Consider the following 15,081-nt stretch of genomic DNA (forward strand, 5'->3'; position numbering starts at 1 on the left):
TGCAACCAACCCGGGAGTGGCCGCCCTGATGTTTGAAGCGCTTGCCCGGGAAAACATCAACCTGGAGATGATTGCCACCTCGGAGATTAAAATCTCCTGCATTATTAAAGCACACGAGGTTACCAGGGCCGTTCGTGCGCTGCACCGCAAGTTTATCCTTTCCGGCGAAGACAGGTGTGTGATCAGCGCCTGACTGAAGCTTCTGGTGTTATGTTTTAGAGCCTCTGGCTTGATAGAGCGTGGTTCTCAATCATATCGGGACTCTGTTTGCCTGGTCCTCTGAAACGAAAAACCTTCCTGGTAGGGAAGGTTTTCGTTTATTTCAGGGATGTTTCCGGTTTTACATAATCAAGCCCGGTCTTTTCCCCGACTTTGAGGTTGATGTGGGCGGGGATTTCACTCAAGGGCTATGCGTGCGTCTACGGCCACGGCTCCCTGCGGGCCGGCTAAAAGGGGGTTGATGTCTATTTCCATAATTTCACTCCGCAGGGTAACCAGCTGGCTGAGGCGCAGGAGGCATTCGACCAGGGTTCCGGTATCTGCCGGGGGTCGGCCCCGGTACCCCTGGAGTAAGCGGAAGACTCTGGTTTCTCTGATCATATCCAGGGCTTCTTCCCGGTTCAATGGCGCGAGAGCAAAGGAAACGTCCCGGAAAAGCTCGGTATAAATTCCCCCCAGGCCAAAGACCAGAACCGGTCCGAAGGAGGGATCGCGCTTGCAGCCCAGGAGTACTTCCACCCCGGCGGGCCTGTAGGGCTGGATGAGTACTCCTTTGATGGTGGCGGAGGGTAACCGGGCAGAAACTGATTCCATTATTTCATCCCAGGCTTCTTTTACCGCCCGGACACCGTTCAAATTAATCCTCACTCCTCCCACGTCCGATTTGTGGGAGATCTGCGGGCTTACAATTTTCATGACCACGGGGTAACCCATAGATTCCGCTATTTTTACGGCCTCTTCAACGTTCTGAGCTACTGCGGAAGGGAGTACCGGGATCCCACAGGCCGCTAGAATTTCCAGGGCGGTTTCGTTCAGATTTTTGAGTCCTTCTCTGGCAGCCCTTTCCAGGATCGCCTCGATGCGCTCCTCCTGGAAATCGCTGAAAAACGGGGGGTGAAGAGGGTCACGGTTTTTAATTTCATGCAGGTAACGGTATAAAGCCGCCAGAGAAGACATGGCCCGTTCCGGGGAAGGGTAAACCACTACCCGGTTTTCTTTTTCCAATCTGGCTGCCAGTTCCGGGCGGTAAGCGCCAAAGATCCACAGGGCAACAGGTTTCTCCGGGTACCTGGAAGCCATCTTGTTAATGGTGGAGGAAATATCCATGCGCGGGTCTTCTCCGGGCTCCAGGTAAGCCGGGCTGTTTACCAGAACCGCATCCACACCCGGGTCGTCCAGTATCGCATCCAGGCTCGCTTCCAGGACATCCAGGTATCCCCTTGCCATCCCTGCCGGCCAGATATCCGCCGGGTTATTTACTTCCATCCAGGTGGGGAAAAGGGCGGCCAGTTTTTGCCTGGTTTTTTCGCTGAACTCAGCCAGTTCCAGTCCGTGGGAACTGCAGGCGTCCACAGCCATGATGCCCGCCCCTCCACTGATGGTCACCATGGCTATACGCCGGCCCGGCATGGACGAATATGTGAGGAAGGTTTTATTTAAGTAATACATCTCCTCCACATCGCGTACTCTCATAAGGCCGCATTTTTTAAAGGCGGCGCTAAAAACATGATCCTCACCGGCCAGAGACCCGCTATGAGAACTTGCAGCCCGGGCACCCGCCTCGCTGTAACCGGTTTTCAAACAGAGTACCGGTTTTACCCTGGTCACCCGGCGTGCAACTTCGGTGAACTGGAGGCCGTCTTTGATGCCTTCCATGTGCAGGTTGATAACCTTCACGCGGGGTTCTTGTCCCAGGTAGGCCAGGCATTCGGTAAAACCAACATCGGCTGCGTTGCCGATATCAACTCCCAGACCGATGCCCGCTGTGAAGTCGGGCGCACCCAGCAAAAAGATACCTGACTGGCAGATCACAGCAGTATCGGCCTTCTGCCGCAGGAAGCCAATGAAAGAAGTATTCAGGTTCTCATAAAGGTTTATAACACCGATGGTGTTCGGTCCCACAATGCGGGTCCCGGTATCCCGTATAATCTCCAGCAATTCCTGCTGCTTTTGTCTCCCCCATTCATCGGCATCGGCAAAACCCTGGGTAATGATGATTATGGCTTTAATACCCCTGGCCGCGCATTCCCTGACCACGTCCGGTACTGCCGTGCGGGGGGTGGAGATTACGGCCAGGTCGGGTGTTTCGGGGATTTCACCGACCGACCGGTAAACCTGCAGGCCTGATATGGTCCCTCCCCTGGGGTTTACGGGATAAATGCGACCCTGGTAGCCGCCGGCCAGAACCTGGTCCAGTATGTTAAAGGCCTGCAGGCCCGTTCTGGTTGAGACGCCGATAAGAGCTATGGACCGGGGGTTGAAAAAGGGAATAAGGCTTTCCATGATTTACAAGATTCCTCCTTGTCGTGGCTGCGGCTGTTTCAACTAATCTAAATATTACCACAACAGTGTTGCTTCTGGTATAATTTTTGTCAAGCAATTACTTTAAAGAAGGCGGGGGTGTACGGTCTGGTGTACAGGGTTCTGGAAAAGGTAAAAGTTCTGGATTTGACAAGGTTGCTCCCGGGTCCCTATGCCACGATGATCCTGGCGGATCTGGGTGCCGAGGTGCTCAAGATTGAGGATCCGGCCATGGGGGACTACATGCGCGAAATGGGGCCCCGTTTGAGGAGCGAAAGTGTATGGTTTCACGCCGTGAATCGTAATAAGAAGTCCATGCGCTTGAACCTTAAAGTTCCCCGGGGGCGGGAGATATTTCTGCGTTTGGTGCGGGAATATGATGTCCTGATTGAGAGCTTCAGGCCTGGAGTAATGGAACGTCTGGGGTTGGGTTACGATGTTTTGTCTGCTGAAAATCCGCGGCTGGTTTTCTGTTCCTTGAGCGGTTACGGTCAGGACGGCCCTTACAGCCGGCGTCCGGGCCATGACATCAACTATATGGCTATTGCCGGTGCCCTGGGCTTGACCGGACACCGGGCAGGTCCCCCCGTTTTGCCCGGCGTTCAGGTGGCCGACCTGAGCGGCGGGTTGATGGCGGCGGTCGGTATCCTGGCGGCCTGCGTAAAGAGCATTATGACGGGCCGTGGCGCTTACGTGGATGTGGCTCTAACCGATACGGTGGTATCGTGGATGACGCTTTACCTGACGCGGTACCTGGCGGGAGCAGGTGAACCACACCGTGGTACGGAGGAGCTCAACGGTGGGCGGGTATGCTACAATGTGTACGCTACCGGGGACGGTCGATATATCAGTGTGGGCAATCTTGAAGCCAGGTTCTGGGAGAATTTTTGTCATGTTGCAGGCAGGCCGGACCTGTTGTCCCTGCAGTACAGGGAGGACGAAGAAGCACGGCACGCGGTTCAGGAGTTCTTCAGCAGTAAAACGCTTTCGGAAATTATGGAACTCTTTGGTTCCGTGGATACCTGCATCGAACCGGTCCTGGATGTCAGCGAGGTGCCGGAGCATCCCCAGATTAAGGCCAGGAACTTGTTTGTGGAGCTTCCGACCGGGGAAGGGAGTATAACCACGGTTGCCCAGCCCTTCAAGTTTCGTGGCGTGGAGGCAGAAGCCGATTTTCCCGCCCCGGGAGCGGGAGAGCATACAGCCGAAGTCCTGCGCCGCCTGGGCTACCGGGAAGACGACATTGAAGCTTTGAAATCCGCAGGGGTCGTCGGTTAAGGATTTGGATAGAAGTTTTTGGGCTGAAGGCGGTGGAGACCATGTTATCTGCAATCCTGCAGCACGGTAAAGGGTATCACGAAATGGGACCCATAAGACCTCCCAGCGAGGGGAAAGACCGCTCGCTGCTCGTTCGTGTCACCAGAAACTGTCCCTGGAACCGCTGCGAGTTCTGCCGTACATACAAGAACAAAACCTACAGCCTGCGGGGCGTGGAAGAGATTAAAGCCGACATTGATACGGTTAAAGCTCTGGCCGGGGAAATCAAAGCTGTTTCCTGGCGGTTCGGTTTCCGGGGCGTCATCGGGCAGGAGGCGGTCGGCGCCTTCATCAACGAGAACCCCGCACTCTACAGCAGGGCTTACAACAATTCCGAAATTGTGGAGCGGAGGTTGGAGAGCCTGTTCAATGTTGTCCAGTGGCTTTCCTCCGGGGCAAGAACCGTCTTTCTCCAGGACGCCAATGCACCGCAAATCAGGACTGCCGACCTGGTGGAGATCCTGTGTTACTTGAAGGAATCTTTCCCCACCATTGAGCGCATAACCTCCTATGCCAGATCGAAAACCATTGCCAGAAAGTCCCCGGAAGATTTGAAAAGGTTGCGCGAGGCCGGTCTTACCCGGTTGCATATCGGGCTTGAATCAGGCTGTGATGAAGTGCTGGCTTTTATTAAAAAAGGAGCCACGGCGGCCGAGCATGTTTTGGCCGGGCAAAAAACCAGGGGAGCCGGCATCGAGTTGAGCGAATATTACATGCCCGGCCTGGGTGGAAAGAAATGGTCGAGAAAACATGCCCTCGAATCCGCACGGGTTTTAAATGAAATTGATCCGGATTTCATCCGCCTGAGAACCCTCGTTCCACGCCAGGGTACCCCCCTGTACGAGAGAATAGGGTCCGGGGAATTTGAACTGCTTACAGAAGATGAAGTGGTGGAGGAAATCGCCCTGTTTGTGGAACACCTGGACTGTCATGCCTACCTGGTCAGCGACCAGATGTGCAACCTCTTATGGGAAATAGAAGGACAGTTGCCCGGCGATAAACCTGCCATTTTAAAAACTATTGAAGATTACCTGCAAAAGCCTCTCCACGAAAGGCTCAAGATCCAGCTGGAACGTCGATTGTCCTCTTACCTGTTCATCGCCGGCCGTTTGGACCGGGACCTGGCTTTGGATGTGGAGCTGGCATGGGATGCGGTCAACCGGGGACATCCGGACGCGCCCTCCAGGGTGCAGAAAGTTCTGGATGCCATCAAGCCGGCTTTTATTTAGAAGAAAACAACCATCTAAAACTTTAGTAAGCGCTCGTGGTACAGTTTACGTCAAAAACGGCAGGCAAGTACAATGACAAAAAGGACAGCCGGGCCCCTTGCGCTGCTGGAGATTTTCTTTTATAATAAAGCTTAAATTATATCCCAAAATCAATGAAGGGGAAAAGTAGGCCGGATACAGCTCTCCAGGGAGGAGGCGTCGGCGACTGGAAGCGCCTCCAGAGCATGACCGGTTGAAGTTCTCCCCGGAGATGCAGGCTGAAACCTTTTTCGAAGGCAAGTAGGCTGTGCCGTAGTCTTCCCACGTTACAGGGAAGGGGGTATCGGAAAGACACATTCCCGTACCCTGTGTTGAGGTGGGCCGTTTTTACGGTCAAGTAGGGTGGTAACGCGGAAAGCACTGGCTTCTCGTCCCTAAAGGTACGAGAAGCTTTTATTTTCCCGTTACTGCGGGGATGTCTTTCCCGTACCCTGTCGAGGGGGCCGGGTTGTTCCGGCCAATTGGGGTGGTACCGCGGAAGTCCGCAGCTTTCGTCCCCTGAGACGAAGCTGCGGATTTTTATTTTTAAAAATCACCGGGAGGGATTAATAATGGTAGTGGTAATGGACAGGCGGGCTTCCGTCGAGCAGGTCGAGGCGGTAATCATGCGTTTGGAGGAGTCCGGTTTCTCCGCCCACCCAATTTACGGGGTCAAACGGATTGTAATTGGCGCGGTGGGCGACCGGGGCGTGCTTGATTCCCTGGGACTGGAAACCATGCCCGGAGTGGAGAAGATAGTCCCCATTATGAAGCCTTACAAGCTGGTCAGCCGGGAGGCCAGGGAGGAGGACACCGTTGTCCGGGTGGGTCGGGTCTCTGTTGGTGGCAGCCAGCTGGTGGTTATGGCCGGACCCTGTGCCGTGGAAAGCCGGGAGCAGTTGTTCGAGGCAGCCCGTACGGTGAAGCAGGCGGGTGCGGCTATTCTGCGGGGCGGGGCTTTCAAACCACGTACTTCTCCCTACAGCTTCCGGGGACTGGAGGAAGAGGGCCTGAAACTGCTGGCGGAAGTGGCCCGCCAGACCGGCCTGGCTACGGTTACCGAAGTGGTGGATGAGTACAGTTTGCAACTGGCCGTCCAGTATGTAGATATGCTCCAGGTAGGGGCGAGAAATATGCAAAATTTCCGCCTCCTGCAAATGGTTGGCCGCTCAGGGAAGCCGGTACTGCTGAAACGCGGTCTTTCGGCTACGGTGGAGGAATGGTTGATGGCTGCCGAATACATCATGTGTGAAGGCAACGGTCAGGTAATCCTGTGCGAGCGAGGTATCCGCACCTTTGAGCAGTCCACCCGTAATACCCTGGACTTGAGTGCCGTGCCGCTTGTGAAATCGTTAAGCCACCTGCCTGTGATTGTGGATCCCAGCCATGCTACGGGGGACCGCCGGCTGGTGGGGCCTATGGCCAGGGCGGCGGTGGCTGCCGGTGCCGATGGTCTGTTGATTGAGGTACACCCCGAACCCACCAGGGCCCTTTGTGACGGTCCCCAGTCCCTCACTCCGGCCCAGTTCGCTTCCCTGATGGAGGAATTGCGGGCGGTGGCTGCTGCCGTGGGGCGGGCGGCTTGAACGGAGAGGAGCGGGAGCATAGCTATGGTTAGAAAGATCGGGTATCTTGGACCATGCGGTACTTTTTCGGAACTGGCGGTCAGGCAATACCTGGCCCGGCAGGCGGTAGTGAATGCGCAAATGGTAGCCCTGCCGTCCATCTACGAAGTTCTTGCGGCGGTGGTAAGGGGGGAAGTGACCGAAGCGGTAGTACCGCTGGAGAACTCCAGTGAAGGGGCGGTTAACCAGACTCAGGATCTGCTTGCCCATACCTTTACGGATCTGCGCATCAAGGGGGAGATCATCCTGCCGGTGGTTCACTGCCTTATGGTTCCACCGGGAGTACCGCTGCAGAAGGTTGAAAAAGTGCTTTCCCATCCCCATGCCCTTGCCCAGTGCCGGGAGTTCATTTCCGCACACCTGCCCGGAGCTCAGGTGGTGGAAACCGCCAGCACGGCCGCTGCCGTGCACCTGGTGGCTTCCACCGGTGCTCCCTGGGCAGCTGTTGGCCCTGTAACTGCTGCCCGGGAGTACGGGTTGGAGGTACTGATCGAAAAAATAAATGACTGCTCCGGCAACGCCACCCGGTTTATCGTGGTGGGTCATGAGGACGGCGGGTGGGCGACAGACTGTAAAACAACCATAATTGTTTCCGTGGCTCACCGTCCGGGTGCCCTGCATGAAGTACTGGGGGAGTTTGCCGCCAGGGGCATAAACCTGACGCGTATCGAATCCCGTCCTTCCAGGCGCCGGCTGGGGGAATACCTTTTTTTCATCGACCTGCAAGGTCACCGCTTTGATGAACAGGTACAGGATGCTTTAAAAGCAGTTGCTTCCCGGGCGGATTTAAGAGTGCTGGGCTCCTATCCTGCGGACTCAAGCCAACTTGAGCATTCTCCTGTCCCGGTCGATAAAGTTAAACGGCCTGCCGGCAACGTACCCGGTAGTTCAGCGGTGGAGTTCACTGAGCTGGCCGGGCCCCTATCCCGGGTGCAAGGGGAGGAAATTGAAGAGCTGCGGGCAGCCGTCGATAAGGTGGATGAACAAATAGTGGAGTTGCTGGCCATGCGCAGCACCCTGGTAGCCCGGATCGGGAGAGTGAAGAAGGGTATCTGCAGTCCGGTGCGTGATCCCCACCGTGAGTCCCGGGTGCTGGCCAGGGTCCGGTGCCTGGCCCGGATGAAAGGTGTCGAGCCGGCGATGGTGGAAAAGGTATATCGCTTGCTCATCCGGTATGCCGTACGCCTGCAAAGAGAGCAGAGACGGGGACGTCGGGCTGGTGCCACTGTTAAAGGCCGGGTTGCCCCCGGCCGCTTGAAAGAGTGAAGGAAGGCTGGCATTACCTGGGTTCTGGTTTCCGCCCTGTCTTATAGGAGATCTTCCATTTTACCGCCTTGTTTGTTCCGTGGCGGTGGACGCTTTCCAGCTGTGCTTTTTGGGATTTAATCTCCCTTGGTTGAGGAGACCCCGGCGGACGGTGGAGGTCTGCAATGGTTTCGGGTCTTTTATAACCATTGTCCCCGGGCATATAAGGTCTGGTCATGGGCCACCTCCTGTTTCTTCCATCCTGTTTGTTTTTATTGTTAGTGTTTATTTTTAGTGATATTTTGCCCCGTTCGCAAACCACTAACCTTGTACAGCCAGGATAAAAAAATGTAAAAAACCCTTCTCCGGTGGTAAGAAGGGTTTTTTAGCTTATCAACTATCTTAATGAAGTTACTCTTAATGAAGAGATTTTTTGTATTCCCTCGCAACATCAAACATTTTTTCCAATTCTGCACGCGTCTCCTCGTCGAACAGATCTTTTATTAAAAGCATATGCTCCGTAAGTTTGTCAGTAACATATACCGGTGCTGATGCCCGTAAAGCCAGGGCTACGGCGTCACTGGGGCGGGCGTCCAGCACCAGACCATGTTCGGGTAGTGCCAGGTGTACTTCTGCATAAAAAGTGCTATCCTTCAAGTCGGTGATAACCACCTGTGAAATGCGGGCACCCATGGCCTCACAAGCCGATTTAAAAAGGTCGTGGGTCAGGGGACGGGGTACGGTTACCTGCCCCAGGGCTACGGCAATGGAGTGAGCTTCCAGCAATCCTACCCAGATGGGTAGCACCCTTTCTTCCTCCTGGTCGGTCAGCAGGATAATGGGATTGCCCGTCATATCGTAAGCAATTCCCTTAACATGCACACGGATCACCGCTCCCACCTCCGTATAATTGCCCGGGTCTGCCACCCGTAACCTGCTCGGGGACTTATTGCTATTTTATCATTAAATTGTCACCTTTCAAATAGAAGATTGATCAACCATCCGGCCACACTGGTCAGGAGAGCTCCCCAGAAGGCCCCGCCAAAGGTGTAAATATGAAAGCCGGGGACCAGCCAGGAGGTTATGGTGAAGGTTACAGCGTTGATGACAAATATAAACAGGCCCAGGGTAATGACCGTTAGCGGCATGGTAAAGAATAAAAGCACGGGGCGTACAAAAGTATTTACCAGGCCCAGTACAAAGGCTGCGAGTACCGCCGGGCCGATGCCCTCGATACGAAATCCCGGTACGATTAAATCGACCAGCATTAAAGCCAGCCCGTTTAGACAGATTTTCAGGAGCCAGCGCATAAAAATCCCCCGTCAAAGTTACCTGTTTTATTCTTTTCGCCGTTTTTGCCCCGGCTCCTTCCGGCATATACAAAAGTAACGCCGGGAGGAATGGGTACCGGTTGCCGGAGCAGGAATTGAGACCCACCTGTGGAATAGCATATGATAGGTGGAGGTGAATGTTTTGTCTACCCGCACAAAAGTTTTCCATCGGTCCGGTGGGGGCGGGTTGCCTGCCATAACTCTTCTGGAGGGAGCAGTCATAGCCGTCCCGTCGGTATTGACCGGTCATAGTTTATACCACCCACTGCTGTTTATGCTCCTGGGGTACTATACCGCCTGGCGGGCAGGGCGTATACGGCAAGCGTACTTTTTGGGGGGCTCCTGCCTGGGGGCGGTGGTTACTGCGGCGGTAATCTTCAGGGTGAGCGGCCAGGCCTTGTTTCTACACGCAACAGCCGCTGTGATACTGGTTATTGCCGTTTTGGCAGCATACCACCTTTTTTCCGGTGTCCATTTCTTTGCTACTTATTATCGTTCACCCGTTGCCTGGGTTACTACTTTGTGCTGGGCCGTCGTCACGGGTTTTTTCGTACGGGGTTCCGGCGCTGGTGAACTGGTGGCGATGATCATACCCATGCTCTGGCTTTGCCTGTTGCCCCTCTGGGCGCCCTGCTGGCGCCTGCTGCACAGCCTGCTCTTTGCTGTAACATACCTGGCTGTGGTCTGCTTGCCGTTGTCACTTCCAGCCAGGCAGTGGCCGGTGGCGGTTGCTGCTTGTGGTCTGGCTCTGGTCCCGGAGCTTTTAAGCTGCCTTTACCCCGCGCGAACACACCCCCTGGATTCCCTGCCGGTGATCACTCCGACCTTAAACCTGTGGCAGAAGTTAAAAGCCTGGCGGGAGGTATTTTTTCTCCTGGGTGATTTCTATGCCCTGAAGGTGGAAAAGTATGCCCTGTTCGTGCGGTTTTCCTTCCTGGGGCGATATCTTGTTCTCCTCGGTGCGGTCGGGGAAATCGTGGTGCCGCTTTTGGGTTTATGGTACTGGCTTAAATGGCTGGCCGGCCTTCTGGCTCTGGCCGGCACGATGATGGAACTGGGTATGGCCAACTACGGAGTGGTGATTCCCGGACTTGGTCTCTACGGTGCGGCTATGGCTGCCGGCCGCGGTTTCCTGGGCGGCTCTATCCAGTATTTTCCCCTGGTCTGTGGTACCCTTCTGGTTTTGCTCTCCTTTGCCCTCTGGCAGGGCCGTCCCCGGGAAACCCTGCAAGAGCTGCAAAGGTGGAAAGAACTGAATAATTTGCCTACTTCACCTTACGGCGGGCACTGATATGATAGCGCCTGCCGTCATGGCTGCCCCGGGGCTGGTAGTCAAAACCGGCTGTTGCCAGGATTTTCGTAACCCGGTCGGCCTGGTGGGCGTCGGCAGCTTCCATAACGATATCGAGCTCGTCATCTTCTCCCAGGTCGTTTAAAGTAGACTGCAGCTGTTCTATTGCCCGTTCGTTAATCACCGGTTCCAGATGAATGGTGAGATATGCCATCTTCTTGCCACCTCCCCAAAATAGGTTTTCCATTCTGGCCTCCACTATGTATACTTTTGTAAACCCGTGACAGTAGATAGTTCCAGATTTCCTTGAACAGTTTGTGGAAGCGGGATAAAAATTATTGTTGTCAAATGGCTTTCCCGGGAGTATAATTTTACTAACCCTGACGGATGGGCTTTGATGGCTTACCCGGAGGGGTGTAAAAACGGCATAACAGCCTTTCCCTGCGAAAAGGGTCTTTCCTGTACTCAAGGGGGCAGTGGAGAACCGGGCAGCAGCCTGCTTTTCGTGGGAGAAAGGCAGGCTTTTTTGTTTGCTCCAATCACCCGCAAAAAGGGCGTGGGAGTGCTCGTTTGCGCAGGGATCGAAGCGACGTTTAAACTACAGCGCTGGGAGGTGAAGGTGTGGAAAGGCGCATCGGGGTGGTCGGCATCCTGGTCGAAGACCGCCAGCATGCTGCGGGCAAAATCAACAGCATCCTGGGGGAATATGCGGAGATTATTGTGGGGCGCATGGGCATACCTTACCGCGAAAAGAACCTTTCGGTCATCGCCCTGATTGTTGACGGCACTACCGACGAAATCGGGGCTATGACGGGAAAACTGGGTGGTATCAGGGGTGTGCAGGTAAAAAGCGCCCTGGTGTCCCGCAGGTAACACATTTTAAAAAATGTACTGTCGCAAGATCAGAAACGAAGCGGCGGCGGTCGTCCCTTAAGGAGCGACCTTGCGGAGGGCCGGATACGAAACACGGCGCTGCCAGGTTAGCTCCGAAGCAAGCCGATGTTTCGTCCGGCCCGTAGCACGGAGCGACGGGGGACGACCGCCGCACCGGGTAGTTATGCGACAATATCAAAAAGGGTGTTGGGTTGAAGTGTCCTACCGGGTAGAAAAAGATTTGCTGGGTGAAAGGCAAATTCCCCAGGAGGCCTGCTACGGCATCCATACTTTAAGGGCCAAAGAAAATTTCGCCGTATCCGGGATTCCCGTTCACCGGGAACTCATCTGGGCGCTGGCCCTGGTCAAAAAGGCCGCGGCTCTGGCCAATATGGAGATTGGTCTGCTGGAACCCCGTATTGCCGGGGCCATAGTGCAGGCGGCGGAAGAACTGGCCGGGGGGCTGTGGCATGATCAAATTGTCGTCGACGCCTTTCAGGGCGGGGCGGGTACTTCCACCAACATGAATGTCAACGAGGTCATTGCCAACCGGGCTATTGAAATCCTTGGGGGAACAAAGGGAGATTATTCACTGGTCCATCCACTGGATCACGTTAACCTGGGTCAGTCCACCAATGACGTTTACCCTACCGCCCTGCGGGTGGCGGCCATCAAACTGGTGCGGCAGTTGAGCCAGGCCATGGCCGTTCTGCAGGGGTCCCTGCAGGCTAAGGAGAAGGAGTTTGCCTCCGTACTCAAGATCGGCCGCACCCAGTTGCAGGATGCGGTGCCCATTACTCTGGGCCAGGAATTCAGCGCCTACGCCGAGGCGGTAGCCCGGGACTGGTGGCGTTTGTACAAGGCAGAGGAACGATTGCGGCAGGTTAACCTGGGTGGGACGGCGGTGGGGACGGGACTCAACGCCAGCCGGCGTTACATCTTCCGGGTGGTGGAGATCCTGCGGGAGTTGACCGGTTTTGGCCTGGCCCGGGCGGAAAACACCGTGGAAGCCACGCAAAATGTCGATATTTTCGCGGAGGTCTCCGGGTTTGTAAAGACCGCCGCCGTCAACTTGGCCAAGATAGCCGGGGATTTGCGCCTGTTATCTTCCGGCCCCCGGGCGGGGTTGGGGGAAATCAGGCTGCCCCAGGTGCAGGCCGGCTCATCGATCATGCCCGGCAAGGTCAACCCCGTGATCCCTGAAATGGTCACCCAGGTGGCCTACCAGGTCATGGCAAGCGATGTTGCTATTAATATGGCGGCCGCTTCCGGGCAACTGGAGTTGAATGCCTTCCTTCCCCTGATTGCCCACAATTTACTCCATGCGATGGAAATGATGGCCGGGGCGGCCAGGTTGCTGGCAGAAAAATGCGTCCGGGGCATTCAAGCTGATGAGGTCCGTTGCCGGCAGTTGCTGGAAGCCAGTCAGGGAGTGATCACCGCTTTTGTCCCTTACCTGGGCTACGAGAAGGCTACGGCCGTAGTTTTGCAGGCAGTCCGGAGTGGGCGGCCGGTAACGGAACTGCTGGTAGAGGAGGGGTTGTTCACCTGGAAGGAAATCGAAGCGATCCTGAGGCCTGAAGAGCTGACCACACCGGGTGTGGCCGGCGTGCGACATTTAAAGCGTTTTTTAACAAGGGAAGGTGATAAACCATGAGTTTGAATGCCACCCCCCGGGGGCAGCGGCTGCACATCGCCCTTTTCGGCCGGCGCAATGCAGGCAAATCCAGCCTGATTAACTCCATAACCAACCAGGAAGTGGCCATCGTTTCCGGCATCCCCGGTACAACCACCGATCCCGTGGCCAGGGCCATGGAGCTCCTCCCGCTGGGGCCGGTGATGATTATCGACACGGCAGGGCTGGACGATACCGGGGAACTGGGTGCCCTGCGGGTACAGAAAACGCTGGAGGTGCTCAACAAAACCGACCTAGCCCTGCTGGTGGTGGACCCCGGGCGGGGAATCGGAGAGTATGAACGGGACGTGGTGAGCCGGGCCCGGGCACAAAAAGTGCCGGTGCTGGGAGTAATCAATAAAATTGACCTGTACCCCGATGCGGTTGACCGCCCGTGGCAGCAGGAACTGGATGTGCCCTTTGTGGCGGTCAGCGCTTTGACCCGCCAGGGCATCAATGAGCTGAAAATGGCCGTCGTAAAGGCCGCCCCCGGGGACTGGTCCCTTCCCACCATTGTGGGCGACCTGATTGAACCGGGGGACCTGGTCGTACTGGTCATTCCCATCGACAAGGCCGCTCCCAGGGGGAGGCTCATCCTCCCGCAGCAGCAGGTGATCCGGGACGTGCTGGAAAACGACGCCGTGGCAGTAATGGTCAAGGAGCGGGAGCTGAAGCACGCCCTGGCCAGCCTGGCCGTGAAGCCGAAGCTGGTGGTTACCGATGCCTCGGCCTATCTGAAGGCCGTGGCCGACACCCCGCCGGATGTGCTTTTCACTTCCTTCTCCATCCTGTTTGCCCGCTTTAAGGGAGACCTGACCACCCTGGTGGCCGGGGCCAGAGCGGTCAAGGGTTTGAAACCCGGGGACAAAATCCTCATTGCCGAGGCCTGTACCCATCACCCCGTCCAGGATGATATCGGCCGGGTGAAGATACCCCGCTGGCTCCGGCAGGCGGTGGGGGGGGAGTTGCTCTTCGACGTGGCCAGCGGCGGGAGTACTCTGCCCGAAAACCTCCGGGATTACAGGCTGATCGTGCACTGCGGCGCCTGTATGCTCAACCGCAGGGAAATGCTCTACCGGATCATGCAGGCCCGGGAAGCCGGGGTGCCCATTGTCAACTACGGCGTGCTCATGGCTCACATTCACGGTGTTTTAAAGCGGGCATTGTCCCCCTTCCCCCAGGCTTTAGCCGTTCTTGATGAGGAACGGGTGGAATTTGAAGACGAGCTGGCCCTTTTGCAGCAGGCATCGCGGACATAGGTGATCTTGTATGCGGCAGGAATTTGTGACAGCACTGGAAAAAGTCGGAGGAAACCACGGTCTTGACCACCATGAAGTGGTAGTTCTGCTCGAGGCCAGGGGCGAAGAGGTTGACGCCCTTGGCCAGGCGGCCGACGGGGTGAGGTCGGCATTCCTGGGAGATGAGGTACACTTACGGGGTATCATTGAATTTTCGAACTACTGCCGCCAGAACTGCCTTTACTGCGGCCTGCGCCGTGACAACCGGAAGTTGCGGCGTTACCGCTTGACCCCCGGGGAAATCCTGGCCGCCGCCCGTAAGGCCGCCGGGTTGGGTCTTCCAACCATTGTCTTGCAATCGGGGGAAGATCCCCATTACACGGCCCCGGTTCTGGCGGATATCATCAGGCGCTTGAAGGAAGAGGTGGGGGTGGGAGCGGTAACCCTTTCCGTTGGCGAGCGTTCCTTTGAGGATTACCGCCTGTGGCGGGAAGCTGGAGCCGACCGCTACCTCTTGAAGCACGAAACTGCCGACGCCTCCCTTTTTGCCCGTCTGCGGCCGGGTACCACTTTACAGGACCGGCTGCTCCGCCTGAAGTGGTTGCGGGAACTGGGCTACCAGGTGGGGTCGGGAAACATCGTCGGCCTGCCTGGCCAGAGTTTGGAAACCCTGGCCGCCGACATCCTTCTCATGCGGGACCTGGACGTGGAAATGGCGG

Annotated in this window: 15 protein-coding genes and 1 other annotated feature; of the genes, 10 read left to right on the top strand and 5 right to left on the bottom strand. The window is 56.2% G+C overall.

Features of this window, described 5'->3' with window-relative positions:
- Positions 1-193 (top strand): ACT domain-containing protein (locus ACPLUI_RS04485; protein WP_424659076.1); only part of this gene is annotated, 193 nt, incomplete at its 5' end.
- 203 nt (positions 194-396) lie between these two features.
- Here the strand turns inward: ACPLUI_RS04485 and ACPLUI_RS04490 are convergent.
- Positions 397-2,502, bottom strand: a complete 2,106-nt coding sequence (locus tag ACPLUI_RS04490) for an acetate--CoA ligase family protein (RefSeq protein ID WP_424659077.1) — start codon at positions 2,500-2,502, stop codon at positions 397-399.
- Between the two features lie 117 nt (positions 2,503-2,619).
- Here ACPLUI_RS04490 and ACPLUI_RS04495 point away from each other — a divergent pair, with 117 nt between their 5' ends.
- The 4 genes from ACPLUI_RS04495 to pheA all read left to right on the top strand — a co-directional run bounded on the left by ACPLUI_RS04495 (position 2,620) and on the right by pheA (position 7,975).
- Positions 2,620-3,798, top strand: coding sequence for a CaiB/BaiF CoA transferase family protein (locus ACPLUI_RS04495; RefSeq protein WP_424659078.1), 1,179 nt, complete (start codon positions 2,620-2,622; stop codon positions 3,796-3,798).
- A gap of 41 nt (positions 3,799-3,839) precedes the next feature.
- Positions 3,840-5,066 carry a radical SAM protein gene (locus ACPLUI_RS04500; protein WP_424659079.1) on the top strand — a complete coding sequence of 409 codons (1,227 nt, stop codon included), beginning with the start codon at positions 3,840-3,842 and terminating at the stop codon, positions 5,064-5,066.
- A gap of 143 nt (positions 5,067-5,209) precedes the next feature.
- Positions 5,210-5,484, top strand: a binding site (T-box leader).
- A gap of 172 nt (positions 5,485-5,656) precedes the next feature.
- Positions 5,657-6,670 (top strand): 3-deoxy-7-phosphoheptulonate synthase, encoded by a 1,014-nt coding sequence (gene aroF / locus ACPLUI_RS04505; RefSeq protein WP_424659080.1) that lies wholly within the window; start codon positions 5,657-5,659, stop codon positions 6,668-6,670.
- 24 nt (positions 6,671-6,694) lie between these two features.
- Positions 6,695-7,975: a prephenate dehydratase gene (gene pheA / locus ACPLUI_RS04510; protein ID WP_424659081.1), complete on the top strand. Its 1,281-nt coding sequence runs from the start codon at positions 6,695-6,697 to the stop codon at positions 7,973-7,975.
- 13 nt (positions 7,976-7,988) lie between these two features.
- Here pheA and ACPLUI_RS04515 read toward each other — a convergent pair whose 3' ends face one another.
- The 3 genes from ACPLUI_RS04515 to ACPLUI_RS04525 form a co-directional block, all read right to left on the bottom strand.
- Positions 7,989-8,192 carry a hypothetical protein gene (locus ACPLUI_RS04515; protein ID WP_424659082.1) on the bottom strand — a complete coding sequence of 68 codons (204 nt, stop codon included), beginning with the start codon at positions 8,190-8,192 and terminating at the stop codon, positions 7,989-7,991.
- Positions 8,193-8,371: 179 nt separating this feature from the next.
- Positions 8,372-8,881 carry a bifunctional nuclease family protein gene (locus ACPLUI_RS04520; protein ID WP_424659083.1) on the bottom strand — a complete coding sequence of 170 codons (510 nt, stop codon included), beginning with the start codon at positions 8,879-8,881 and terminating at the stop codon, positions 8,372-8,374.
- 44 nt (positions 8,882-8,925) lie between these two features.
- Positions 8,926-9,264, bottom strand: a complete 339-nt coding sequence (locus ACPLUI_RS04525; RefSeq protein ID WP_424659084.1) for a phage holin family protein — start codon at positions 9,262-9,264, stop codon at positions 8,926-8,928.
- Positions 9,265-9,427: 163 nt separating this feature from the next.
- On the opposite strand from ACPLUI_RS04525, the gene ACPLUI_RS04530 reads away from it, so the two are divergent.
- Positions 9,428-10,576, top strand: a complete 1,149-nt coding sequence (locus tag ACPLUI_RS04530; RefSeq protein WP_424659085.1) for a hypothetical protein — start codon at positions 9,428-9,430, stop codon at positions 10,574-10,576.
- Here the strand turns inward: ACPLUI_RS04530 and ACPLUI_RS04535 are convergent.
- Positions 10,551-10,823, bottom strand: coding sequence for a hypothetical protein (locus ACPLUI_RS04535; protein ID WP_424659086.1), 273 nt, complete (start codon positions 10,821-10,823; stop codon positions 10,551-10,553). The genes ACPLUI_RS04530 and ACPLUI_RS04535 overlap by 26 nt on opposite strands.
- Positions 10,824-11,197: 374 nt before the next feature.
- Between ACPLUI_RS04535 and ACPLUI_RS04540 the strand changes: the two genes are divergently transcribed.
- From ACPLUI_RS04540 to ACPLUI_RS04555, 4 genes are all read left to right on the top strand, one after another.
- On the top strand, positions 11,198-11,449 hold the full coding sequence (locus ACPLUI_RS04540; protein ID WP_424659087.1) for a TM1266 family iron-only hydrogenase system putative regulator: 252 nt from the start codon (positions 11,198-11,200) through the stop codon (positions 11,447-11,449).
- A 217-nt stretch (positions 11,450-11,666) separates the two neighbouring features.
- Positions 11,667-13,106 carry an aspartate ammonia-lyase gene (locus ACPLUI_RS04545; RefSeq protein ID WP_424659088.1) on the top strand — a complete coding sequence of 480 codons (1,440 nt, stop codon included), beginning with the start codon at positions 11,667-11,669 and terminating at the stop codon, positions 13,104-13,106.
- Positions 13,103-14,383, top strand: a complete 1,281-nt coding sequence (hydF, locus tag ACPLUI_RS04550) for a [FeFe] hydrogenase H-cluster maturation GTPase HydF (RefSeq protein WP_424659089.1) — start codon at positions 13,103-13,105, stop codon at positions 14,381-14,383. Before ACPLUI_RS04545 ends, hydF begins: the two co-directional genes overlap by 4 nt.
- Positions 14,384-14,393: 10 nt before the next feature.
- Positions 14,394-15,081 (top strand): biotin synthase BioB (locus ACPLUI_RS04555; RefSeq protein ID WP_424659090.1); only part of this gene is annotated, 688 nt, incomplete at its 3' end.

It is taken from the genome of Desulfofundulus sp. (assembly GCF_049701015.1).
GTDB lineage: Bacteria > Bacillota > Desulfotomaculia > Desulfotomaculales > Desulfovirgulaceae > Desulfofundulus.

Coding starts and splice junctions, on each gene's coding strand:
- ACPLUI_RS04500 (WP_424659079.1), top strand. CDS start 3,840: ATGTTATCTGCAATCCTGCAGCACGGTAAAGGGTATCACGAAATGGGA.
- ACPLUI_RS04490 (WP_424659077.1), bottom strand. CDS start 2,502: ATGGAAAGCCTTATTCCCTTTTTCAACCCCCGGTCCATAGCTCTTATC.
- ACPLUI_RS04535 (WP_424659086.1), bottom strand. CDS start 10,823: ATGGAAAACCTATTTTGGGGAGGTGGCAAGAAGATGGCATATCTCACC.
- pheA (WP_424659081.1), top strand. CDS start 6,695: ATGGTTAGAAAGATCGGGTATCTTGGACCATGCGGTACTTTTTCGGAA.
- hydF (WP_424659089.1), top strand. CDS start 13,103: ATGAGTTTGAATGCCACCCCCCGGGGGCAGCGGCTGCACATCGCCCTT.
- ACPLUI_RS04525 (WP_424659084.1), bottom strand. CDS start 9,264: ATGCGCTGGCTCCTGAAAATCTGTCTAAACGGGCTGGCTTTAATGCTG.
- aroF (WP_424659080.1), top strand. CDS start 5,657: ATGGTAGTGGTAATGGACAGGCGGGCTTCCGTCGAGCAGGTCGAGGCG.
- ACPLUI_RS04515 (WP_424659082.1), bottom strand. CDS start 8,192: ATGACCAGACCTTATATGCCCGGGGACAATGGTTATAAAAGACCCGAA.